Here is a 24,039-nt window from a genome sequence, read left to right as displayed (position 1 = left end):
TCATTGGGCAATAAGGCAGGTTTTTTGGGTACTGACAGAAATGACGGGATTTACTGCCGTCGGTCAGTTACTGCCGGGGTAAGGGCGGCGGTCCGGTGCGTCATGGCAACCGGACCCGAAGCGGGAACTGTCAGGCATTACTTCCAGGCATGCACCGGCCAGCCGGCCTTTTCGGCATGCTCGCGCAGTACGGCATCCGGATTGACCACATGGGGATGGTCAACCTTGAGCAGCAGCGGCAGGTCGTTGCGTGAGTCGGAGTAGAAACTGGCACCTTCGAGGTTTTCACCCTCGGCATCCAGCCAGTCCATCAGGCGCGTGATCTTGCCTTCGCGGTAGGTCAGCACGCCGACCGTCGCGCCGCTGTAGACGCCATTCTGTACATCCAGCTCGATCCCCAACACTTCATCGATGCCCAGGCGCTCGGCAATGGGCTTGACCAGATGCACGCCCGAGGCCGAAATCACCAGAATGCGGTCACCCCTGGCACGATGCTGGGCGATGCATTTGCAGGCGTCGCTGTAGATGATCGGTTCGATGAAATCCTCGACCCAGGGGCCGACCAGATGATCGACTTCCTCTGGCGTACGGCCTGCCATGGGTTCAAGGCTGAAGGCCATGTAATCTTCCATGGCCAGTTTGCCGGCACTGTAGGCGGCCATCAGTTCGTCATTACGCTTCATGAATGACTCGGGATCGACCCAACCCAGACGTCCCATCTGCTCGCTCCACAAGCTGGCGCAGTCACCGCCGATCAGGGTTTCGTCAAGGTCGAAAATTGCTAAAGGCATGCACGCCTCCTTGGATTGTTGTTCGGTAGTGGGTTGGGTGCAGGCGTGCAGCTACAAGTTTGGAGCTTCAAGCTGCAAGCTCAAGCGGTTTTGCGTGCTTTTCACTTGCAGCTTCAAGCTTGCAACTTGCCGCTGCTCTCAACCCACCTCACACAAAGCCGAAAGCTCGATGTTCAGGCTCACACGTTGTCCGTTCGGGTGGAGGTCTTGCGCGCTGCGGTTGAGTACGTCGACCACCAGTTCCACGTCACGGGCCTGTACGCGATAGCGGATCACGTTGCCCAGCAGGCTGTGACTGAGCACTTCGCCTTCCAGGGCTCCGGTCACGCTGAGCTGGATGGCTTCGGGGCGGATGGCGACGCGGGTGTTGATCGGACGCTGCATCAGGCGAGAGGCGTCGTCGGGTTCAAGCAGGTTGTAGTTGCCGATGAAACCGGCCGCAAAGACGTCCACAGGCGAAGTGTAAAGGGTTTCGGCATCGCCACTCTGGACGATACGACCCTGGTTCATCAGGAAGATTCGGTCTGACATGGTCAGCGCTTCTTCCTGATCGTGGGTGACAAAGATGGTGGTCAGGCCCAGTTCGCGCTGGATGGCGCGGATCTGTTCGCGCAGGTGTTTGCGGATCCGTGCGTCCAGTGCCGACAGCGGCTCGTCGAGCAGCAGCAGGCGCGGGCGAGTGACCAGTGAGCGGGCCAGGGCAACGCGCTGGCACTGGCCGCCGGACATCTGGTGCGGGTAACGGCTGGCGAAATCGGTCAGCTCGACCAGCTTCAGCACTTCGGCGACACGCTTGTGGGTGTCGTCGGCGTTGACCTTCTGGATGCGCAGGCCGAACGCGACGTTTTGCTCCACGGTCATGTTGGGGAACAGTGCGTAGCTCTGGAACACCATGCCGATATTGCGCTTTTGCGGGGTGACCGGCACCAGATCCTGGCCATCGAGCAGGATGCGCCCGCTGTTCACCGACGTCAGCCCGGCGATGCAGCGCAGCAGGGTCGACTTGCCGCAGCCCGACGGGCCGAGCAGGGTGACGAACTCGCCGCGTCCGATGGCGCAGTTGATGTCGCTGAACACCGCTGTGCTGGAATAGCTTTTCTGCAGGTTTTCGATACTGACAAAACTCATATCAGTCTTTGTCCTTGTTCAGTCGGTTGGCGGCCCAGGTCAGCACCAGCACGAAGAGGAAATAGGAAATCACCAGCGCACTGTTGAAGTGCCCGCTGCTGTTGCGCATGTTGTTGAGGTACACCTGCAGGGTTTCATAGCGGGTGCCCACCAGCAGGTTGGCGAAGACGAACTCGCCGAACAGGAAGGAGAACGACAGCAGCAATGCCACCAGCAAGCCCTTGCGCAGGTTGGGCAGCACCACCATGAAAGCGGCCTGCCAGGTGTTGGCCCCCAGCAACTGGGCGGCGTCCATCAGGTCGGTGAGGTTGATCGCCTGCAGGTTGTTGCTGATGGCCCGGTACATGAACGGCAATGCGACGGTGAAGTAGCAGCCGATCAGAATCCAGGGCGTGCCGACCATGGCGAAGGGCCCGGAGCCATAGAGTTGCAACAGGCCCACGGACGAAGCCACGGGTGGCACGGCGAAGGGCAGAAGGATCAGGATGTTCATCAGCGCATCCAGGCGCGGGAAGTGGTAATGCACCACGAACAGCAGCGGCAGGATCAGGACCACCGACAGAATCAGTGCCCCCACGCAGACCAGCAGCGACTGGCCGAATGCGGTGAGAAAGCGCGGATCGCTCCACAGCGCGATATACCATTTGAAGGTCAGGCCGCTGGGCAGAATGCTCGCCGACCAACTGGTGGACAGCGAGTACAGCAGCGTACCGGCCAGCGGCAACAGCAGAATGAAGAACAGGGCATAGACCACGAAGCGGTGGTAGATCCCGGCGGGACCTCTTTCAGCGCGAGACATGGTAGCTCCTCTTCAGCAACCATTGATGAACGACAGTGACCAGTGTCATCAGGCCGACCAGAATCATCGCCAGGGCACTGGCCATGTTCGGGTCGAGGCTGATATCACCGGACACCATGGCTGCGATGCGGATCGGCAGCACGTTGAAGTTGCCGGTGGTCAAGGCATAGACGGTGGCGTAGGCACCCAGGGCATTGGCCAGCAGAATCACGAAAGTACCCAGCAGGGCAGGTGTCAGGACCGGCAGGCCGATATGGCGCCAGTACTGAAAACTGCTGGCACCGAGCAGCGCCGAGGATTCACGCCAGTCTTCGCGCAGGGCATCGAAGGCCGGGTAGAGCAGCAGCACGCCCAGCGGGATCTGGAAGTAGGTGTAGAGAATGATCAGGCCGGTCTTGGAGTACAGATTGAAGTCTTCGATGATCCCGGCCTTCTTGAGCATCAGCGTTACAGCGCCGTTGAAGCCCAGCAGGATGATGAAGGCAAAGGCCAGGGGAACGCCGGAGAAGTTGCTGGTCATGTTGGCAAAGGAATTGACGAAGTCCCGTAGCCGCGAATCCACGTTGCGCAGCGAATAACTGCCCAGTACCGCGATCACGATGCCGAACAGGCTGGACCAGAAACTGATCTCCAGGCTGAACTGAATGGCCTGACGGTAGAAGCGGGAGCTGAACGCCTTGGCGAAGTTGTCAAACCCCCAGCCGGCTTCGGAGTGCAGGCTGTTGATCATGACCCAGGCCAGCGGCGCAATTTGAAACACGATGAAGAACAGTGCAAACGGCAGCAGGCATAGCAGCCCCAGCCATTTGCCACGATTGTTGGTAGTCAATTGAGGATCTCCCGGCAGACCGGTTTGTCGTGGGGCACGCCGAGCAGTTCGCAGACAGTGCCGCACAGCTCGGTTTGTCTGGGGGTTGCCTGTGCGTCAAGACTGAATGCATCGCCCAGCACGAACAGCGGCACTTCACGCTCTTCGGGAAGCAGCCCGTTATGTGACCGGTCGTTGTTCATGCCGTGATCGGCGGTGATCAGGATCTGGTAGCCAGCATCGAGCCAGCGTTGCAGGTAATCGGCAATCAGGATATCGGCGCTGCGTGCGCTGTTACGGTATTGCGGGCTGTCGAGGCCGTGCTTGTGCCCGGCGTCGTCGATATTCATGGGGTGGATCAACAACAGATTCGGTGAGTGCTTGACCCGCAGGCTTTCGGCGTCGGCAAACAGGTGCGAATCGGGGTAATGGTCGGCGTAGTAAAAGTGCCCGTGCTGAATCGGCAACGCCAGGTCGTCGGTATGACGGTCCCGGGCGGCGTCGAACGGCGTTCGGTTATACAGCTCGCTGACCCAGTGATAAGCCGCCGCAGCCGTGGTGAGCCCGGCATCGGTGGCATAGTGGAACATGCTGCGCTGGTTGGACAGGCGTGAAACCTGGTTATGCACAATGCCGCTTTCGATGGGCGTGACCCCGGTCAGGATGCACTCGTACAAGGGGCGCGACAGTGCTGGCAACTCGGATTCGAGCTTGTAGAGCATGGCCCGGCCCGCGCTGCTGTAAGCCTGGAGATGGCCCATCGCATGCTTGGCCACTTCGTAGTTGAGGCCGTCGAGCACGATGAGGATGACATTGTGTTTCATGAGCCGATCGCTCCAACTGCAGTCGATACAAGGGTGTAACGGGGGAAACGGGCGAGCAGCCAGGCTGACTCGCCCTCAAGCGTGTGTCGGATCAGTTCATTTCGACGATGACTTGCTCGTTCCACATCTGTGGCAGCTTCTTGGAAGTCGCTTCCCACGCCGCTGCGTTCTTGATTGGTGTCACGCCCTTGTACTGCTCGTTTGGCAGCAGTTTGGCCTGGACTTCTGCGGGCAGGGTCAGGTGCTCGGCACGAATCGGACGTGCGTTGCCTTTGGCCAGGTTGATCTGGCCCGCGTCGCTGAAGATGTATTCACGCGCCAGTTTGGCCGCATTCGGGTGCTTGGCGTATTTGTTGATGATGGTGGTGTAGCCGGAAATCACCGAGCCATCGGACGGGATCAGTACCACGTAATCGTCCGGGTTGGTCATCTTGGCCTTGTAGCTCAGGCCGTTGAAGTCCCAGACGATGCCGACTTCGACTTCACCTTTTTCCATGCTCTGAATGTTCGGGTTGTTGAGTGCCAGGCGTTTCTGCTTGGCCAGCTCGGTGAACAGTTGCAGGCCTGGAGCGATGTTGCTCTCGTCGCCTTTCATGGCGATGGAAGCCGCCAGTACACCGTTGGCGGCCTGGGCGGCGGTGCTCACGTCACCTATGGTGACCATGTATTTGCCGCTCTTGAGGTCGGACCATTTGGTCGGTACTTCAGAACCGTGCAGCAGCTTCTTGTTGACGATGAAGGCGATGGTGCCGGTGTAAGCCAGTGCCCAGTGACCGTCCTTGTCCTTGGCCCAGTCCGGAACCTGTTCCCAGGTGCTTGGTTTATAGGGCTGGGTGACGCCCTTGGCAACGGCAATCGGGCCGAAGGCTGCACCCACGTCGCCGATGTCGGCGCTGGCGTTGTCTTTTTCCGCATCGAACTTGGCCACTTCCTGAGCCGAGCTCATGTCAGTGTCCATGTGCTTGAGGCCGTACTTGCTTTCCAGGTCGGCCCAGGTGGCTTTCCAGTTTGCCCAGTCATCCGGCATGCCGACGCTATTGACCGCGCCTTCGGTTCTGGCTGCGGCTTCCAGCGTCTTGAGGTCTGTGTCCGCTGCCATAACCGAGGTACTCAGGGCGATGGCGGAACCGAGGAGTGATGCCAACAATAGGTGTTTCATTCAAATCTCCTTTTGCACTTCTTCAGGAAGCGTTCGTTGCGGATGGTTGGTCTAGATCAGCAATACCTGAGCCAAGTTAGGCTTCTTGCATGACATTTTTGTGTCGAGTGGTGTTTTCTGTTCTATGGTCAGAGCCTGTGAGCTGCGCTGAAGGCTAAGCGTAGACCATCCTGAATAGCCTGTTCTCCAAGGGCTTTCCCGGTATTGAAGCGACCATTGGCATGGATTGTGAAGCGATTTGTCACATGACGGTCATATATGCGACCTAGGCTTGAAAGCACTTTCAATGAGGGCTCAAGTCTCGAAGCGTGCCCTTTAATGGAGCTGGTCTAGTCCAGCCAGGTATCCTGATGCGCGAAGATGTACCACGAGCGGTAACCACCATCTGCAATGCCCTGCAGGAGCAGATCGAGCACGGTTTGTTACCGTCTGGTAGCAAACTGCCTGCCGAGCGCAAGCTCAGTGAAGTATTTGATACGACCCGTATCACCCTGCGTGAAGCCCTGGTGCAACTGGAAGCCCAGGGGTTGATCTACCGTGAGGAGCGTCGCGGCTGGTTTGTCTCGCCACCGCGTCTGGCCTATGACCTGATCCGCCGCAGCCATTTTCATGCAATGGTTCAGGCCCAGGGGCGGGTGGCCGAAACCCAGGTCATTTCTGCCCGGCTGCAGCCGGCTTCGGCGAAGATCTGTGAAAAGCTCCAGTTGCCGGCCCTTTCCAGTGTGATCCAGATCTGCCGGGCGAGGCGTATCGACCAGCGCCTGGTGCTGTATGTGGAGCATTACCTGAACCCTGAATACTTTCCCGGCATTCTCGATTGCGATTTCAGCCAGTCACTCACCGAGCTGTACGCCAGTCGCTACGATCTGACTTACGGCCAGGTGCATTTCGAAATCGTGCCCACTGCGCTGCATGCCGATGCCTGCGCGGCGCTCAAGGTTTCAGTGGGCAGCCCCGGCCTGTGCATTGCCAGGGTCAACTATGATCAGCGCGGCCGCCTGATCGATTGCGACCTCGAATACTGGCGGCACGATGCGATTCACGTCAGTGCGGTGGCGGGGGATTTTCTGTCGAGCCTGCCGGTTGTCGGCGATGTAGAGAATAGTGTTTCGCCTCTGGGCCAGGTCAAGCCGGGAGGCGAATCACTATTGAAACCAGAACAGACTATGTAACGTCTGTAGTTGTGCATCGGTTGTCATGGAACCAGAGGAACTTCCACTGACTCGGAGTCGCCAACGCCACTGACGTGGTACCAGACTCTCAGTGTTGGCCATCCGGCATGAACGGCTTTCTTGGGAATCTTGAGGGTTATTCTTTCATCGACCTGCGTAACTTCATGCCGCTCAGGGAATGTTCCCTCCGGCAGAGTGGGAATAACTTCCCAAGGGGTTGATATAATGTCGTGTACTTTTATTCCTGGATAAAGAGGAATAAGAACTTCGATGCCGCTGCTCAGGTCTGCCAGGCTCAATTCGCCGTTCTCATTCAATTGAGGCAGGTCGGGAGCGGGCAGGTTTTGGGGTGTTTGCTCAGTCATGATTCATTTCCTTATTCATATACAGGTATGTTTTCCTTGTTGATATGAATGCTGAATAAGCCTTATGTCAGAGGCTTCACTGTCATGCGATTCATATGTCAACTCTGTGGGTGACTGTCCCTTTACTGCAAGGCGAAGCCGTTATTGAGCCACCTTCACTTCCCGTGCTTCGGAGAGGCCCACGCCCTGGACGTGATACCAGACTTTCAGTTTCTGCCAGCCTGAATAACCGGGTATCGTGACAGCCAGCATCGTGTCGGCTTGATCAATGGTGTGAATTCGCGGAAAACTGACTTCCGGCTCTGTGGGTGTTCCCTCCCAGCATACGCTGACCTTATCGCCTGCTTTTATATTATGGTAAAGAGGAATAAGTACCTGGACGCTGTGATGAATATCCGCCGCGTTCAGTTCTCCGTTTGCGTTCAGTTGAGGTAAATGAGGGGCAGGATGACTTTGGTTTACTTGTCCGTTCATGATGAATTTCCTTATTTTTTTATTCGTATATTTCCCTGTCAGGTATAAGGATTCACTCTGCGTTATAACTGAATCCTCAATACCGTGCGGTCCACCTGCTAAACAAGGGATGACAACTTATGTGCAGGTTGTTTATTGATGTTGAATATTAATGAACAGGAAACGGTTAGTGGCTGTCAACTGTTTTTTCAGCGCATGCGTCATCCGCTCCTGCCTGACAGGCAGGAGCGGTTGGAATGGCGATTCGTTTAGTCGCAAAAGGGGAATTACGGTAACTCGTGACTGGCGTAGAACGCACTAAGCACCTTCACCAGATGCGACAGGTCATGGCTGCCCGCCAGTTCGCGGATCGAATGCATGGCAAAGGTCGGCAAGCCGATATCCACCGTGCGAATGCCCAGGTGGCTGGCTGTGATCGGGCCGATGGTTGAGCCGCAGGCCATGTCGCTGCGCACCACGAAACTCTGCACGGGGACTTCTTCGGCCATGCACAGATGGCGGAAGAAACCGGCGGTTTCGCTGTTGGTGGCGTAGCGCTGGTTGCTGTTGACCTTGATGACCGGCCCGGCATTGAGTTTCGGGCCGTGGTTGGCGTCGTGCTTTTCGGCGTAGTTGGGGTGGACGCCGTGGGCGTTGTCCGCAGAGATCAGCAGCGATTTCTGGATGGTACGCACATAGTCTTCGCCGTTGGGCAGCAGGCGCTGGATGATCTGCTCCAGCATCGGGCCGTCTGCGCCGCAGGTCGACGAGGAGCCGACTTCTTCATGATCGGTACAGACCAGCAGAGCGGTTTCATCGGTGTCGCTGTTGAGCAGCGCCTGCAAGCCTGCGAAGCATGACAGCAGGTTGTCCAGGCGGGCGCCTGCAATGAAGTCGCCATTGAGGCCGACCACGGCTGCGCTCTGGGTGTCGTAGAAGCTCAACTCGTAATCGAGCACCACATCGGCGTTCAGGTCATGCTCACGGGCCAGTTGCTCGGTGAGCAGGGCGCGGAAGTCGGCACGTTCGTCACCGGCCACCTGGGCCAGGATCGGCGGCAGTTCGTTCTGGGCATTGATCGCCCAGCCTTCGTTGGCGGTGCGATTGAGATGGATGGCCAGGTTGGGAATGATCGCAATAGGCAGCTTGAAATCGATCAACTGGCTTTCGACCTTGCCATCACGGCGGAAGGTCACACGCCCGGCCAGCGACAGGTCACGGTCGAACCAGGGGGCCAGCAGCGCGCCGCCGTAGACTTCCACGCCCAGTTGCCAGAAGCCCTGACGCTGCAGCTCCGGCTGCGGCTTGACCCGCAGGCACGGGCTGTCGGTATGGGCGCCGACCATGCGGATACCGCCAGTCAGTGGCGATTGGCGACCCATTCTGAACGCGACGATGGAGGAGTCATTGCGGGTGACGTAATAACGCCCGCCGGTTTCGATCGCCCAGGTTTCGCGCTCGTCCAGACGCTGGAAACCGGCCGCTTCGAGGTGATTTACAAGGGTTGCAGTGGCATGGAACGGGGTAGGGGAGGCCTTGAGAAAGTCGATCAGGCCTTTGTTCAGCTCTTCGCGCATAGGTAGCTCCAGACAGCAATGGCGCGAGTTTACCGTATTGGCCTCAGTCGTGCTTTTTCGCGAATGAATTCGCTCCTACCCCGGTGGGAGCGAATTTATTCGCGAATCGTTCAAAACGGCGCCGCACACTCGAATTTCAACCGCTCGCCACTGAACGGATGGGTGAAGCTCAACATGCTGGCGTGCAGACACAGACGCGGGTAAGCCGCCAGCGCCTCGGGATGGGCATACAGACCATCACCCAGTAGTGGGTGCCCGATGGACAGCATATGCACCCGCAACTGATGGGAGCGACCGGTGATCGGCGTGAGCTCCACGCGACAGTGAGTGTCGTAGCGCTCCACGATCTTCCAGAAGGTCAGTGCGTGCTTCCCGGCTTCATGATCCACCACATGCCGGGGCTTGGTCGGCGGGTCGTAGCGCAGGGGCAGGTCGATGCTGCCACTGTCCAGGGTTGGCTGACCCCAGCACAGGGCGGTGTAAGCCTTCTCGGTTTCGCGGTCATGGAACTGGCGAGACAGCTCGCGGTGGGTATCGGCATCCCGGGCAAGCAGGATGATGCCGGAGGTTTCCCAGTCCAGTCGGTGCACGATGCGGGCTTCGGGGTAGCCGTTTTCCTGCAGGCGGGTAATCAGGCAGTCCTTGTTGTCGTCGGCCCGACCGGGGACTGAAAGCAGTAATGTGGGTTTATCGATGACCAGAACGGCGGCGTCCTGGTGGATGATGCGGATGTTCGACAACGGCATGCAACGGCCTCGAAACGCTGTAAACGCCAACGGCGGTATGCGCGGCACTCCGAGGGAGGTGCCGCCCATACCGCCGTGGACAACTGCCGGATCAGCGATCTGGCAGGGTGATGTTGAGTTCCAGGATCGAACAGCTGCCCTGATTCTCCAGAGCGACCTGTACCTGGTCTGACTCGATGTTGACGTATTTGCGGATCACTTCCACCAGTTCTTTCTGCAGGGCAGGAAGATAGTCAGGTGTCGGTGTGCTCCGCTGGCCGCGTTCGTGCGCCACGATGATCTGTAGACGCTCTTTCGCTACCGAGGCCGTGCTTTCTTTTTTGCGGTCACGAAAGAAGTCAAAAATATTCATTTAGCGGCCTCCAAAAAGACGCTCGAACCATCCTTTCTTCTGCACATCGACGAAACGATGAGCAACGTCCTTGCCCAGCAAACGATCGACCGCATCGCTGTACGCCTGACCGGCGTCGCTCTGGTCGTCGAGAATGACCGGGATACCCTGGTTGGAAGCCTTCAGGACCGCCTGGGATTCCGGGATCACACCCAGCAGACGGATCGAGAGGATTTCTTCGACGTCTTCGACGCCGAGCATTTCACCTTTGGTAACGCGCTCAGGATTGTAGCGGGTCAGCAGCAGGTGTTCTTTGATCGGGTCTTCGTTGCGCTCTGCGCGGCGCGACTTGCTGGCCAGCAGGCCCAGCATGCGGTCCGAGTCACGTACCGAAGAGACTTCCGGGTTGGTCACGACGATCGCTTCATCAGCGAAGTACATGGCCAGATGTGCGCCTTTTTCGATACCCGCAGGGGAGTCGCAGATCACGAACTCGAAGTTTTCCTTCAACTCATCGAGGATCTTCTCGACGCCTTCGACGGTCAGTGCATCCTTGTCGCGGGTCTGGCTCGCTGCAAGCACGTAGAGGTTTTCCAGGCGCTTGTCTTTGATCAGGGCCTGAGTGAGTGTCGCTTCGCCGTTGACGACGTTGACGAAGTCGTACACCACGCGGCGCTCGCAACCCATGATCAGGTCCAGGTTACGCAAGCCGACGTCGAAGTCGACGATCACTGTTTTATGACCACGCAGAGCGAGGCCTGTGCCGATGGCGGCGCTGGTGGTGGTCTTGCCCACACCACCCTTGCCGGATGTAACCACGAGAATCTTGGCCAAGGTGTATCACCCCTAGAGGAAAAGGACAGTTAGTCCCTGAAGAGCATCCCTTGAAGCGACGTTAATCGAAGAATGACGGAAATCACGGAAGCTCGCCTTAAAAAGTGGCTCCGTGCCACTACTTTGATGAGTGTAACCATCGAGAAACAGGTGTTTCTCCGGATTTCCTACAACCTTTACTACGTTTTCGCGACGAATCAGAGATGCTTTGAAAATTGCGGCAGTATCCGTTAAAGACGAATGATGTTCAACACGTCACCGGACAGGCTGACTTGTACGGGAGCACCCCAGAGAGGATCCCTGCGCAAGTCTTCGGAAACCTTGTATTGCCCGGCGATCGAAATCAGCTCGGCGCCCAATTGTTGGCAAAAGATCCTTGCCCTGGTGTCGCCCTTGATGCCTGCCAGTGCCCTGCCGCGCATTGGGCCGTAAACATGGATGTTGCCATCGGCCAGAAGTTCCGCACCGGGGCTCACTGGCGCCACGACCACCAGATCGCCGCCCTGGGCATAAATCTGCTGTCCGCCGCGTACGGGAGCGGTTATCACGCGAGTCGGCTTGATAGTGGGCTCTGGCGGTTTTTCGGGAATCTTTTTTGGCGCTTCTGCTTCCACAGGCTCCAGCACACGCTCCCGGGCGCCGGAAGGCGGCAGCACGGGAAGATCCACGGCAATGGCAGCGGCAATGTCTTCGATGCGGTTGGCCCGTATCGCCAGTGTGCGCAGGCCATGTTGGCGGCAGACGCGCACCAGGCCGGGCAGATCCACCGTGCCTTCATTGGGTGCGAGCTTGTCCAGTGCCAGGATCAGCGGGGTATTGCTGAAGAAGTTCGGTGCCTGAGCGACCTTGGCCGCCAATTGACGGTCCAGTGCGTCGAGGTTATTGCGGGACAGCTCCATGACGGTAATGGCCAGCATGCTGCCTTTGAGCTGAAACACGGGGTCCGGGTTTTGCGATTCGATCTGGCTCATGGTCGGGATACACAACAGCTTGTCGCTAAAAGTGCCGAGACTTATAACGAGAACGCCCGCGAGCCGCAAGCCGGGTCGAACCAATGTAGAATGCGCAGCCTTTGTCCTGACGGAAGCTTAAATGGATCGCCCGCGTTTTAAAGCCAGTTTTCTTCACCCCCGTTTCTGGCCGCTGTTGCTGGGGTTGGGGCTCTTGTGGCTGATTGTCCAGTTACCGTTTCGAGTGCTGCTGGTGATCGGGCGTCTGCTGGGCGCGGCGATGTACTGCGTGGCCACTGATCGAAAATATATCGCTTCGCGCAACCTTGAGCTGTGTTTCCCGCATTTGTCCGCGGCTCAGCGCAAGCAGTTGCTCAAGGAAAACTTTGCCTCCACGGGCATTGCCTTCTTCGAAATGGCCATGAGCTGGTGGTGGTCCAGGGGGCGTTTGGCAAAGCTTGCTCACATCGAAGGGCTGGAACATTTGCAGCATGCCCAGCAGAAGGGCGAGGGCGTGATTCTCATGGCCCTGCATTTCACCACCCTTGAGGTCGGTGCAGCCTTGCTGGGCCAGCAGCACACCATCGATGGCATGTATCGCGAGCACAAGAACCCGTTGTTCGACTTTGTCCAGCGTCGCGGTCGCGAGCGGCACAACCTCGATTCACTGGCTGTCGAGCGCGAAGACGTGCGCGGCATGCTCAAGCTGCTGCGTTCCGGCCGTGCCATCTGGTATGCACCGGATCAGGATTACGGCGCCAAGCAGAGCGTGTTCGTGCCGCTGTTCGGCATTCAGGCCGCCACCGTGACGGCCACCAGTAAATTCGCCAAGCTGGGACGTGCCCAGGTCGTGCCTTTCACCCAGCAACGCCTGGCGGACGGCAGCGGTTACAAGCTGGTGATTCATCCGCCACTGACGGATTTCCCCGGCCAGAGCGATGAAGAGGATTGTTTGCGCATCAATCAGTGGGTTGAAATTGCCATCACGGAATGTCCGGAGCAATATCTCTGGGCGCATCGACGTTTTAAAAGTCGACCGGAGGGTGAACCGAAGCTATACAAAAAACATAAATAAAAAGAAATGGTTGTTCACTGAGGTTCGTTGTAGATGCCAGAGCGCGCAGTAGTGACAAATGCAGTGAACGAGAAAGAGTCGGTTACCGGTTTGATCCTGTCAGGAGGTGGCGCTCGCGCTGCTTATCAGGTCGGTGTACTTGCGGGGATTGCCGACCTCCTGCCAGCAGGCGCCGCCAACCCGTTTCCGGTGATTGTCGGCACCTCGGCCGGCGCTATCAATGCCGTGAAACTGGCCAGTGGCGCGTTGCATTTTCGTATCGCCATCCGCCAGTTGACCGAGTTCTGGCAGTCGTTTCGCAGCCATCAGGTGCTGCGCAGCGACTGGCCCGGCGTGATTCGTCAGGCGGGGCGTTTTTTCGGGCGCAGCCTGACCGGGCTGGGCCGTGATCTCCCTGTTGCGTTGCTCAACAGTTCGCCCTTGCGCGACCTGCTCGGCGAGCGGCTTGACCTGTCGGGCATCGATGCTGCCATCGACAGCAATCATCTGCGGGCCGTGGCGGTAACAGCCTTCGGCTACGAGTCCGGGCAGGCGGTGACCTTCTATCAGGGCGGCGGCACCATCGAACCCTGGTTGCGCCATCGACGTATCGGTCTGCCGACAGCATTGACCGTGGACCACCTGCTGGCCAGTTCGGCGATCCCGCTGCTGTTCGAGCCCGTCAAGATCGGGCATGAATATTTCGGCGATGGTGCGGTGCGGCAGTCGGCGCCCATCAGTCCGGCACTGCATCTGGGGGCCAATCGCGTACTGGTGGTGGGTGTCAGCGGCAATCCGCGAGGTGTGCAGCCCAATAAACAGATCCATCGGGCTACCAGCGGCATTCAACCGAGTCTGGCGCAAATCAGTGGTCACATGCTCAACAGCACCTTCATCGATAACCTGGAAAGCGATATCGAACTGCTTGAACGACTGAACCTGATGAGTTCATTGCTGGCTGACGAGCAGGCCAGACGCCAACCCGGCATGGCGCCGGTCGACGTGCTGGTGATTTCCCCGAGCCAGCCTCTGGACGAAATCGCTGCCCGCCACCGCCATGAACTGCCCCCGGCACTGCGCACTTTCCTGCGCGGGCCGGGGGCGACCAAAACCAGCGGCGCCAGCGTCTTGAGCTACCTGCTGTTCGAGGCGGGCTATTGCAGCGAACTGATCGACCTGGGTCGTCGCGATGCCATGGCCCAGCGGGAGGAGTTGAAGCGGTTTTTGAGGTTGGAGTAAGCGTTTTAAGGCATACCAGTCACTTGTGGGAGGGGCCTTGGCCGCGACAACTTGCTTACAGGCAATACATCTTCTGCGCCTGAAGTCGCCAGCAAGCTGCCTCCCACAAAATGATTCATTGACCTTAACTGATCGGTATTACCATCTAAGCGAATTCATTCGCGAAGCTTCTCCCTGTCACGCCGTCAACCGATCATCCCGGAAATCCCGCAGTGCCTGTTCGATCTCTTCCCGGGTATTCATCACGAATGGCCCGTATTGCACCACAGGCTCGCGCAAGGGTTTGCCGGCAATCAGCAGCACCCGCGCACCCTTCGCACTGTTGATCTGCAACTCGCCCTCATCGGCCAACCGCACCAGACGGCTTGCGCCAACGGTTTGCGGGCAGCCTTCAACCTCGATGGCGCCCTCGTACACATATAGCAACGCCCGATGCCCTGCCGGGATGAGCGGGCTGATGCTGCGGCCTGCTGGCAGATGAAAGTCGAAATACTGCGGCTCGGTATCCGGCCGTTGGACGGCGCCATCCTGTTGAACCTGGCCATCGTCAAACCGGCCAGCAATCACCACCACCTCCACACCGGCTTCGGTAGTGAGGCGCGGAATATCTTGCGGCTGGATGTCCCGGTAACTGGCGTCCATCAACTTGTTCTTGCCCGGCAGATTCAGCCACAACTGAAAACCGCGCATCACACCTTCTTCCTGCTCGGGCATCTCGCTGTGAATGATCCCGCGTGCCGCTGTCATCCACTGCACGCCACCGCTCTGCAACAGGCCGACATTGCCCATGTGATCCTCATGACGCATGCGGCCTTCGAGCATATAGGTCACGGTTTCAAAGCCGCGATGGGGATGCGGAGGGAAGCCGGCAATGTAGTCGTCCGGCTTGTCCGAACCGAACTCGTCGAGCATCAGGAACGGATCGAACTGCTCGACACCCTGGCCGCCAAATACCCGCGTCAGGCGCACACCGGCGCCGTCTGAAGTCGGTTGGCCAGCTTGTATCGACAGCACTTTACGAAATTGAGCCATGAAAAGGGCACTCCTGATCAAGTGAGAATGATGCCATCTTAGTGTGAATGCTTCGATTGATGGGTTTGATTTCTGGCGCAAATAAATCTGATTTTTTGATGGTTTGAACAATCCGTGGGCTTTCGATGGCGTCTGAAGAGTGAAGAGTTTTGGTGTGTCGATTTTTCCTACGGATGTTTCGGAGGGTGACTGCATCCCTATTTTTTTAAATCGTTAGATTGGTCGCCGCCAAGGGGCGTGGTCAGTCATTGACCAGGGATGCCAATACAGCCATCAAGAAGAGAAGTAGGGATGAATCATCTGTATGACACGTTTGCAAAAACATTCGATTTCAGTGGCCGGGCGTCAAGGATGGAATTCTTCGTCTTTTTCCTGCTTTGTATCGGGCTAGCCGCGGTGGCATTGTGGATTGATTTCAGTAACGACTGGTTTGATCCGGGAATAGGCCTCGGGCCCGCGACCGCTGTCCTGTTAGTGGCCATGTTCATGACCAATCTCTCTTTGAATGTCAGAAGGCTGCATGACATCAATCTCAGCGGCTGGTGTGTGCTGATTGGCCTTATTCCAATCCTGGGCCCGCTGTTCCAGCTAGCCTTGCTGTTTGTGCCGGGCACCAACGGTGTGAACGGCTACGGCCCGGCACCTCGCTGAAGTTTGACGGTGCTATGAAAAACGCCCGACCCAGGTAACCTGGGCCGGGCGTTTTTGATTGCTGCATTTGTTACTCGGCAATCTGCAATTGATTAATAGGTTTGAGTTTACGGGCCTTTTAATCGGTTTAATTGATGCCTTTGTGTCCGCTCTTTTAAAGCTTCGTATCAAACAGCCGACAACGCCCCGGACGACTCTGACTTGCGAGGCAATCGGAGTGCGACACGCATTCACGGTGGAATGCACGCCGGGCAGGGCTGCTGCTGAAGTAAATCGATGGACCACAGGCTTTGAATCGGACTTTTCAGAAAACTCTACTGGCACTGCTCATTGGTGCCTGCGCTTGTCAGGCCCATTCCCAGGATTATGACGTCAGTCAGGGGCGCACAGCACTGATCAATCAAACGTTGACAGGTGATTTCAACTTGATTGGCCAGGTTTCGTTGCAATCGTCCGGGAGCGAAAACATTTTTCAGTTCCAGCGTTCTGTCTTGAACGGTTCTTTCGTTAACGCAGCGGACATTACTGTGGATGCCAATGGGCACGTGGTCAACGGACTGGGGATCGCTAACGCTCCTGATTTACTCTTCACGGGGGGCGGCCTTGGGGGGACTATCAACGGGGATCTGCGGAACAACGGATCGATTACTATTCTGAAAGCCAACAGGGCGGAGGGGATGCAAGTCGGCAATCTCATTGTCACGGGCTCTGTGATCAATGCTGGACATATCTTGATGTCAGACGAACCCGGACTGGTTTCTTTCGGTAGTGCAGAAGGTATTTATCTACATGGCACGCAAATCGGTGGTGATCTGATCAACTCGGGATCAATTGAAGTCCGCGGCGAGGATGCTGGTGGTCTGATCATCGATTTTCACACCGCTACCGCAATCTTCAGTCTTGGCGGTAAGCTCATTAATTCGGGCTCCATCCTTGTTGTGGGGAACAACTCGGTAGGGCTGGATATAGAGTCTCCTACATCTCCTCTGCACTTCGATAACAGCGGTTCAATCGTTGCCCAGGGGCTGGGGGCCGAAAGCATCAATTTGTGGGAGGGGACACTTGATGTCTTGAATAACAGTGGCCTTGTCAGCGCAACGGGTAGCAGTGATTCGCATGCCATCATGGTTCAAGGCATTGACTTCACTACCACCAATCCTTCCGGTTCAAGGGGCATCGTGAACACCGGAACCATTACCTCCCAGGGCGATACGATTGTGGTTACCCGGGATGCATTGCCCATCGGCTTTGAAATCAATCAGAAGGCGGGCTTTATCGCCAGTGATTCGGGCGCTGCCATCCGTGGCCGTAATCTGGCCACGTTGAACTGGTCCGGTGGCGAGATTCGTGGCGATCTTCTTGATATGGCCGCCGTGAATGTTCAGGGCATGGCGACATTCAAGGGTGCGATCATCGACAGTAATGTTGTCGTCCAGGGCGGCTCCCTGAATCTGGACCGTCCAGGCAGTTCCATCACCGGGAATCTGCAGCTTGCGAATCTGGGCGCGCTGGACATGCGGTTATCCGACAGCGTCGTGAATACCACGCCCTATCTGACCGTTGCCGGGGCTGCGACTTTTGCAGCCGGTTCGCGTATCACCCTGAGCGCCAACCCTGGTGATTTCACCCCTGTTACCGAGGGCAAGACTTACGCCTTGCTGTCCGCAGGCAGTGTGCAGAACAACGGTTTGACCGTGAACAGCGCCTCGGCCCTGCTCGATGTTGCCAGCTACAGCGTCGATGCCGACTCTGTGTCTGCCGTGGTCAGGCCCAAATCCGACCAGCAGGTGAGTCAGGAGCTGGACAATGCTGGGGGCGACCAGCGTACACAAGGTCTGATCAACCGCTTCAAGAACAATGTGATGGGCCAGCTCGACAGCAATGACCGGGTATTTCAGTCGTTCGCCAACGCCAACAGCGCTCAACTGGCTGAGCTTGGCAAACAGTTGTCACCCGACGTCAGCCGTGGCGGAGTGGATGCAGCCCTGGCCGGGCAGGGTGCCAGCAGATCGGCACTCGATACCCGGATGACTGGATTGCGCAGCGGCCTTTCTTCAGGTGATGAACTGTCCGATACCGGCGTGTGGATGCAGGCATTGAACAGCAACATGGATCAGGACAGCCGTGGTGGTGTGGAAGGCTACTCGGCCAATGCCAGTGGCGTTGCAGTAGGCGTGGATGGCCAGTTCTCCTCGGGGGCGACCCTGGGTTTTGCCTATTCCTATGTAAATGCCAACGCAACCTCCGACATTGGCTACAAGACCGATGTGCAGGGTAATGCGCTGTCACTTTATGGAAGCTGGGACAAGGACAACTGGTTTGCTCAGGGCAGCGTTTCCTATGGACGCAATGATAACGACAGCCGCCGCTATGTGGCTGGCACCCTGGCCAAAGGCAACTTCGACAGTGATGTCCTGAGCATCAGCACCCTGGCTGGCTATGGCTTGCGACTCAGCGATCACATATTGCTGGAGCCACGTGTTGGCGCCCGGTATTCGAATGTTCAGGTCGATGCTTACACCGAACACGGTTCGACTGCGGCGTTGCGCAACAGTGACCAGCGCTTTGAAACCGGGGAGGTGGGTGCCGGTTTGCGGGTTGCCAGTGAGGCTCCTTTGCTGGGCGGTACGCTGACGCCTGAACTGACTCTGATGACGTATCACGACCTGATCGGTGACCGAATCAGCCAGACGTCGGCATTTGCTCAGGGCGGTTCGAGCTTCGTGGTCACGGGTGCAAAATCGGCCCGTGACAGCTATGAAGGTTCTGTGGGGGTGAGTTATGCCATCAGCGCACTGACGCTGGGGACAAGCTACACCTATCAGGGTCGTTCGGGTTACGACGCTGAAACCCTGATGTTCAAGGCGCGTTACGCATTCTGATAGTCGCGTTTGAGTAAAGGCACAACAAAACTGGTGGGAGGCAGCTTGCTGGCGAAGAAGGCCTTAAAACCGGCAGATATTCTGCGTCTGTAAAAGTCGCCAGCAAGCTGCCTCCCACAAAGTGAGTTATGACCCTGACTGATCGGCACTAGCCTTACTGACACTGAATCGGGCGGGAAAGCATTTGCCCATCAACGGCTTCCATGAGCGTTGCATGGGAGCCCGGCAGGCTCACGATCTCGCTGCAATCGGGTTGGGTCCTGTTGACAAAGCCTGTCAGCAGTGTGGGCGGCACAACGGTATCGGTTGTTCCAACGAAGTGCCGTTGCGCTATCGGTTTGAGTCGCAGGCTTTTTTCCAGCGGGTCCAGCGAGCCTTTCAAGGGAGAAATCCCATGCAGCGCGACCCAGCCATGAGGATCGACATTCCCGGCGATGGTCTGGATCTGCGAAATATCATCTCGTCCTTCTGCTATCAATAATGCGACCGCTGCGCCTCCCGAATAGCCGATCAGCTCGATTGAAGAAGCGTTGTAGCGACTCTTCAATCGGTCGATCACATCGTTGAGCGCTTCAATGACGCCATCGCTGAACCTGGCATCTGTCCACACCTCACTGCCACAAGCTTTGGACATCACAAACTGGCAAGGTCTGGCAACGTACGCACCTGCGTGGTTCGGGTCCAGAGCCAGGCGCGCCATACCCGGTTGCCGTGGCGAAGGATCTAGGCTTGGCTGGCTGCTCGTGGCCCAGGCTCGGCCATCTCCTTCAATGAAAATACTCAACCGGCCGCCTTTGGGCAGGGAGCGGGGCGTAACGGTTTGCAGCGCAAAGGTGCGGGTTTCAATCACCCTGGCTTCTGCGCCTTTTGCTTGAGCCCACGAATAGAGCTTTTCCTGCTGGCTGGCGCAGCCTGACAGGGTCAGGCCGGCTATCAGAACCATTACCATGATTGACTGCTGCATGACACTTCAACGTTGATGAAAGGAAGCGATCCTGCGCCTGAACCGAAGCGAAGTCGAGCCGGTACACAAATGAAAACGGCCAACCGGATCGCCCCGGTTGGCCGTTTTTATCATGTGCCAGATTTACTCGGCAATCTGCAACTTGCGCGACTCGGTATAGACGTAACGCACCTTCTCGTACTCGAACGGCGAGTTCAGTTGGCCGTAGCGGAAGCTTGTGACGTAGCGGCGATCAATGGCGCGCAGCAGGGTGATTTCCGGGTGGTCGCTGCTGACTTCGGCCACGTTCAGGAAGTTGATCTGCGTTTCGGCGGCGTAGTCGAACACCAGGCCACCGGTGTCACGCAGGTTCGAAGGACCGAACAGCGGCAGCACCAGGTACGGGCCTGACGGTACGCCATAGAAGCCCAGGGTTTGGCCGAAGTCTTCGGTCTGGCGTGGCAGGCCCATCAGGGTAGCCGGGTCCCACAGACCGGCGATGCCGATGGTGGTGTTGAGCAGCAGGCGCCCGGTGGTCTGCATCGAGCGCTGGCCCTTGAACTGCAGCAGGCTGTTCACCAGGTTGGACACATCGCCCAGGTTGCTGAAGAAGTTGCTGACGCCGCTGCGCACGAAGCCCGGTGTGATGTAGCGGTAGCCGTTGACCGTCGGCAGGAACACCCACTCATCGAAGCGGTAGTTGAAGTGGTAGACCCGACGGTTCCAGGACTCCAGCGGGTCGTAGACTTCCAGGGCGTTGATGGAGGCGCGCTCGAATTCGCGCTGGTCCAGGCCGGGGTTGAACTGCAGCGATTTCAGCGGCTGGGTAAAACCATCGGCATCAAGGTTGCGCACCACGGTGGCCGGATGCTGGGCTTTGTTGCTGGTGTCCGCGTCAGCGGCGTGGACAGTACCTGCGCACAAGACGGCGGCAAGGAGCAAAAGACGTTTAGCCACGGAAGAACTCCAGCATGGCGTCACTGTTGACGCGGTAATTGATGTTGCCGCAATGGCCACCGTATGGGTAAACGGTCAGGCGATCACCGAAAGTCTTGCGCAGGAAGCCCAGGTCACCCGAGCCCAGAATCACGTCGTCTGCGTTATGCATGACCGAGATCTTGGTGCTGGTGTGCAGGTAATCCTTGAGTGCATACAGGCTGACCTGATCCACGAGTTGCAACAGGCTGCCACCATCGGTGCGGGCACGCCACATGGGGATGACTTGCTCTGTCAGGTAGCAGTCGAAGTCGCATTGCATGGCGCGCTTGAGGAACGGCGTCAGGCTGGTGCCTTCGGTAATCGGAAACTTCGGTGGGGTGATCAGGCCGCGACGGTTGATCAGGTCGGAAGTGAACGCAATGTCGGCCGACGAAAAACGGAATGAGGTGCCGATCAGCATCGCCATCTGTTCATTGGTCAGGTGCTGCTTGGACTGCTGGAAGTCATAGAGCAACGCATCGTTGAGGTCGATGTAGCCTCTCTGGCGGAAGTAGCGGGTCAGCTTGGCCAGGACCAGTTCATAGAAGGTGGTGGTGTCGTTGATACCCTTGACGTTGGTCTGTACCAGCTTGTCCAGGTTGCTGATGGACGTATAGAGGTTGACCGGCGGGTTGAGCAGCAGGACTTTCTTGAAGTTGAAGCTGCGACGGGTTTCGTCCAGCTTGCTGACGAAGGCCGCATTGAGTGCGCCGAGGCTGTAACCGGTCAGGTAATACTCGGTCACCGGCAAGTCTGCCTGCTGGGCACGGATGGCTTGCATCACCCGGTACAGGTCTTCGGCATCTTCCGTGGAGATCCCCGGCGTGGCAAAACGCGAGGCGGAACTCATGAAGTCGTAGCTGGTGGGCGATGACAACTGCACGACGTGATAACCCGCGCCGTAATACAGCTTCTTCAGGAACTCATTGAGAGTGCTGTTATAAGGCGCGCCGGTTCCGGCAATCAGGAAAATCAGCGGTGCTGCATGGTCTTGCTTGGCCAGGCGATAGCTCAGCTTTTTTACGGCCCAGAAATTGTCCGGCAGGATGAATTCGCGTTCCGGGTGCAGATTGAGCGTGTAGACGTCCTGATCGATATCTTCATCGTCAGGCAGTTCAGGGCGCATGTCCGGTGGAGTGGTCGCAATGGTCGCTTCGAACGGGTTAGTCAGCGGATAACCATAGGTGGCGGGATCAATGTTGGTCGCCAGAGCGGACGCACTCAAACATAAGCCACCTAAAACGGTAGCGAAGCGCAGAAAACGGAGCATGACTAAATCCCTTGGGAAAGAAGTGCTGGTGAGGTATGCAGCCTATGACCACCGGTGTAGTGCCAAAGTGCCCTATCAACAAACGAACCTTTGTAAATCCAGCGAAACAATACACGTTCTGCGGAGCCAGGAATGTGTATCCGTGCTTTTTTGTTGTTTTTAATGAGGGAAGGGGGACGTAGCGTATCTTTCTTGCAGCTTGCAGCTTGCAGCTTGCAGCTTGCAGCTTGCAGCTCAGCAGCCCAAAAACACGAAAGGAGAGCCTGGGCTCTCCTTCAATGTGTCTTGCCTGCTCTTTTTATTTTTATAGGGCGGCCTGTTCTTGTTTTTGGCGACCAGTCCCTTTACTGCGTTCTTGTGTGATCCCCATCCGGGATCAAGAGCAAACGTATTTTTTTGAGCGCTGATTCACTTTAACCATGGGTCTGCACAACGTCATGGTCCAGCCGGTACGGGAAGCTACCTGAAGGTAGTTTTATTGTTCTCTGTCCGGTTGCGAGGCCTCTCTTTCAAGAAGTCCCTGTAAAGCCTATCCACTCCAAAAAAATCTGTTAGCTGCGCCTCTGTCCGTGTTGTTCTTGTTATGTCAGAGCCGTTTCGTGTTGTTCTTGTTGGTGTGCTACGTGTTTTTATTCTTGTTGTGCCAGAGAGATAGCAGAAGCTGTGCCAACTTTTTAAAGTCCTTTAAAAACAATGGCTTGAAAAATGGTTAGGCAAAACCAAAGGGCGAAAGGCAATGCGATTGTTTCCGTGTTACCCGTCTTGAGTGGCCGCTGGTCATAGGCGGTAACACATTCTGTTTCCCGGCCCTGAGTGAACCAGAACGGGGCAGAGGCCCATCCCGCACTCCCGGCCCTGCAAGGGGGCGAGGGGGATCGCATGTTTCGTTTCATGCAAAAACCAGACGGCTTTGCCGACGCTTTTCGTGGGTGTTGTCGCTGATGGCTGTGTGATGTCGTTTCCCGGTTCCTCCGTGTCGCTGACAGAGCATGTCCGATCTGCAGGCCGGTTGATTATCGAGAAGTTGATGTGATGCCTGTCATGGCGGGCGAGCACGACTGAAACGTGAAGGGCACCGTCTGCCCCAAAGCCGGGCATGGCGGGCGACTCTGAAAAACAACGTTAATGCAGCCCGACATCCGTCGGCGCGCAACTTCCGGGGACGTGATGATGAATATGCGAAAAATTCTGGGGGCAGGTGCCGCGCTGGTACTGGCTGCCAGCTCCACGCTGGCCATTGCTGAAACCAAGACACTGACTATCGGCTACGTCGAAGGCTGGTCCGACAGTGTCGCCACGACCCACGTCGCCGCCGAAGTGCTCAAGGAAAAACTGGGCTATGACGTCAAGTTGCAATCCGTTGCAGCCGGGATCATGTGGCAGGCAGTGGCCACCGACAAACTGGACATGATGCTGTCGGCCTGGTTGCCTGGCACTCATGGCGAGTACTACACCAAATACAAGGATCAGGTCGTGAACTACGGCCCGAACTTCAAGGACGCCAAGATCGGCCTGATCGTGCCGGAGTACGTCAAGGCCCAGACCATCGAAGACCTCAAGACCGATGATTCCTTCAAGAAGAAGATCACCGGGATCGATGCCGGCTCGGGCGTGATGCTCAAGACCGACCAGGCCATCAAGGACTACGGCCTTGACGGTTACAAGCTGCAGGCCAGCTCGGGAGCCGGGATGATTGCCGAGCTGACCCGTGCCGAGAAACGCAAGGAATCCATCGTGGTCACCGGCTGGGTGCCGCACTGGATGTTCGCCAAATGGAAACTGCGTTTTCTTGAAGACCCGAAAAGCGTGTACGGCGCTGCTGAAACCGTCGACAACGTTGCCAGCCTGAGCCTGGAGAAGAAAGCGCCTGACGTCGTTGCCTTCCTGAAAAAATTCCAGTGGGAATCCAAGGATGAAATCGGTGAAGTGATGCTGGCGATTCAGGATGGCGCCAAACCCGATGCCGCTGCGAAAGAGTGGGTGGCCAAGCACCCTGAGCGTGTAGCTGCATGGACTGCTAAATAACGCCGAAGCCTCTGTATCGCATCGTTCA

General features: G+C 57.3%; 22 protein-coding genes and 1 pseudogene. 6 read left to right on the top strand and 17 right to left on the bottom strand.

Going from position 1 to position 24,039, the window contains the following annotated elements; genetic code table 11:
* Positions 1-137: 137 nt before the first annotated feature.
* From KQP88_RS16980 to KQP88_RS16955, 6 genes are all read right to left on the bottom strand, one after another.
* A complete protein-coding gene (locus KQP88_RS16980) occupies positions 138-791 on the bottom strand; it encodes an HAD family hydrolase (RefSeq protein WP_216703690.1) in 654 nt (217 codons plus the stop codon).
* A 138-nt stretch (positions 792-929) separates the two neighbouring features.
* On the bottom strand, positions 930-1,919 hold the full coding sequence (locus tag KQP88_RS16975; RefSeq protein ID WP_216703689.1) for an ABC transporter ATP-binding protein: 990 nt from the start codon (positions 1,917-1,919) through the stop codon (positions 930-932).
* A gap of 1 nt (position 1,920) precedes the next feature.
* Positions 1,921-2,718 (bottom strand): ABC transporter permease, encoded by a 798-nt coding sequence (locus KQP88_RS16970; protein WP_216703688.1) that lies wholly within the window; start codon positions 2,716-2,718, stop codon positions 1,921-1,923.
* Positions 2,705-3,547: an ABC transporter permease gene (locus KQP88_RS16965; protein ID WP_216703687.1), complete on the bottom strand. Its 843-nt coding sequence runs from the start codon at positions 3,545-3,547 to the stop codon at positions 2,705-2,707. Before KQP88_RS16965 ends, KQP88_RS16970 begins: the two co-directional genes overlap by 14 nt.
* Positions 3,544-4,350, bottom strand: coding sequence for an alkaline phosphatase family protein (locus KQP88_RS16960; RefSeq protein WP_216703686.1), 807 nt, complete (start codon positions 4,348-4,350; stop codon positions 3,544-3,546). Before KQP88_RS16960 ends, KQP88_RS16965 begins: the two co-directional genes overlap by 4 nt.
* 91 nt (positions 4,351-4,441) lie before the next feature.
* Entirely contained in the window at positions 4,442-5,509 is a 1,068-nt protein-coding gene (locus KQP88_RS16955) for an ABC transporter substrate-binding protein (protein ID WP_200992513.1), read from the bottom strand.
* Positions 5,510-5,859: 350 nt separating this feature from the next.
* Here KQP88_RS16955 and KQP88_RS16950 point away from each other — a divergent pair.
* Positions 5,860-6,573 (top strand): annotated as a pseudogene (locus KQP88_RS16950) (UTRA domain-containing protein); the annotation flags it as partial.
* A 131-nt stretch (positions 6,574-6,704) separates the two neighbouring features.
* Here the strand turns inward: KQP88_RS16950 and KQP88_RS16945 are convergent.
* The 7 genes from KQP88_RS16945 to minC all read right to left on the bottom strand — a co-directional run bounded on the left by KQP88_RS16945 (position 6,705) and on the right by minC (position 11,958).
* On the bottom strand, positions 6,705-7,046 hold the full coding sequence (locus KQP88_RS16945; RefSeq protein WP_216703685.1) for a hypothetical protein: 342 nt from the start codon (positions 7,044-7,046) through the stop codon (positions 6,705-6,707).
* Between the two features lie 141 nt (positions 7,047-7,187).
* Positions 7,188-7,520, bottom strand: coding sequence for a hypothetical protein (locus KQP88_RS16940; RefSeq protein WP_200992510.1), 333 nt, complete (start codon positions 7,518-7,520; stop codon positions 7,188-7,190).
* A gap of 266 nt (positions 7,521-7,786) precedes the next feature.
* Positions 7,787-9,076: a M18 family aminopeptidase gene (locus tag KQP88_RS16935; RefSeq protein WP_025261138.1), complete on the bottom strand. Its 1,290-nt coding sequence runs from the start codon at positions 9,074-9,076 to the stop codon at positions 7,787-7,789.
* Between the two features lie 110 nt (positions 9,077-9,186).
* Positions 9,187-9,822 (bottom strand): RluA family pseudouridine synthase, encoded by a 636-nt coding sequence (locus KQP88_RS16930; protein ID WP_216703684.1) that lies wholly within the window; start codon positions 9,820-9,822, stop codon positions 9,187-9,189.
* Positions 9,823-9,913: 91 nt separating this feature from the next.
* Complete coding sequence (gene minE, locus KQP88_RS16925; protein ID WP_025261136.1) at positions 9,914-10,174, bottom strand: cell division topological specificity factor MinE; 261 nt, start codon at positions 10,172-10,174, stop codon at positions 9,914-9,916.
* Positions 10,175-10,987, bottom strand: a complete 813-nt coding sequence (gene minD / locus KQP88_RS16920) for a septum site-determining protein MinD (RefSeq protein ID WP_117164165.1) — start codon at positions 10,985-10,987, stop codon at positions 10,175-10,177.
* 230 nt (positions 10,988-11,217) lie between these two features.
* A complete protein-coding gene (minC, locus tag KQP88_RS16915; protein WP_200992509.1) occupies positions 11,218-11,958 on the bottom strand; it encodes a septum site-determining protein MinC in 741 nt (246 codons plus the stop codon).
* Between the two features lie 121 nt (positions 11,959-12,079).
* Here minC and KQP88_RS16910 point away from each other — a divergent pair, with 121 nt between their 5' ends.
* Both KQP88_RS16910 and KQP88_RS16905 read left to right on the top strand, forming a co-directional pair.
* Complete coding sequence (locus KQP88_RS16910) at positions 12,080-13,012, top strand: lipid A biosynthesis lauroyl acyltransferase (RefSeq protein WP_216703683.1); 933 nt, start codon at positions 12,080-12,082, stop codon at positions 13,010-13,012.
* 33 nt (positions 13,013-13,045) lie between these two features.
* Positions 13,046-14,230 (top strand): patatin-like phospholipase family protein, encoded by a 1,185-nt coding sequence (locus KQP88_RS16905; protein ID WP_025261132.1) that lies wholly within the window; start codon positions 13,046-13,048, stop codon positions 14,228-14,230.
* Between the two features lie 177 nt (positions 14,231-14,407).
* Here the strand turns inward: KQP88_RS16905 and KQP88_RS16900 are convergent, their stop codons facing one another.
* Entirely contained in the window at positions 14,408-15,262 is an 855-nt protein-coding gene (locus tag KQP88_RS16900; RefSeq protein WP_216703682.1) for a pirin family protein, read from the bottom strand.
* Between the two features lie 291 nt (positions 15,263-15,553).
* Between KQP88_RS16900 and KQP88_RS16895 the strand changes: the two genes are divergently transcribed.
* Positions 15,554-15,913, top strand: a complete 360-nt coding sequence (locus tag KQP88_RS16895) for a DUF805 domain-containing protein (RefSeq protein ID WP_216703681.1) — start codon at positions 15,554-15,556, stop codon at positions 15,911-15,913.
* Positions 15,914-16,647: 734 nt separating this feature from the next.
* Complete coding sequence (locus KQP88_RS16890; protein ID WP_253950496.1) at positions 16,648-18,795, top strand: autotransporter family protein; 2,148 nt, start codon at positions 16,648-16,650, stop codon at positions 18,793-18,795.
* Between the two features lie 154 nt (positions 18,796-18,949).
* On the opposite strand, the gene KQP88_RS16885 is transcribed toward KQP88_RS16890, so the two are convergent.
* From KQP88_RS16885 to KQP88_RS16875, 3 genes are all read right to left on the bottom strand, one after another.
* Positions 18,950-19,744: an alpha/beta hydrolase gene (locus KQP88_RS16885; protein WP_216703679.1), complete on the bottom strand. Its 795-nt coding sequence runs from the start codon at positions 19,742-19,744 to the stop codon at positions 18,950-18,952.
* A gap of 138 nt (positions 19,745-19,882) precedes the next feature.
* Entirely contained in the window at positions 19,883-20,695 is an 813-nt protein-coding gene (locus tag KQP88_RS16880; protein WP_200992503.1) for an MlaA family lipoprotein, read from the bottom strand.
* Complete coding sequence (locus KQP88_RS16875) at positions 20,688-21,986, bottom strand: serine/threonine protein kinase (protein WP_200992502.1); 1,299 nt, start codon at positions 21,984-21,986, stop codon at positions 20,688-20,690. Before KQP88_RS16875 ends, KQP88_RS16880 begins: the two co-directional genes overlap by 8 nt.
* A 1,170-nt stretch (positions 21,987-23,156) precedes the next feature.
* Between KQP88_RS16875 and KQP88_RS16870 the strand changes: the two genes are divergently transcribed.
* Entirely contained in the window at positions 23,157-24,011 is an 855-nt protein-coding gene (locus KQP88_RS16870; protein ID WP_198725467.1) for a glycine betaine ABC transporter substrate-binding protein, read from the top strand.
* Positions 24,012-24,039 lie beyond the last annotated feature (28 nt).

It is taken from the genome of Pseudomonas lijiangensis, from assembly GCF_018968705.1.
GTDB lineage: Bacteria > Pseudomonadota > Gammaproteobacteria > Pseudomonadales > Pseudomonadaceae > Aquipseudomonas > Aquipseudomonas lijiangensis.
This window is presented reverse-complemented; position numbering and strand designations above follow the sequence as displayed.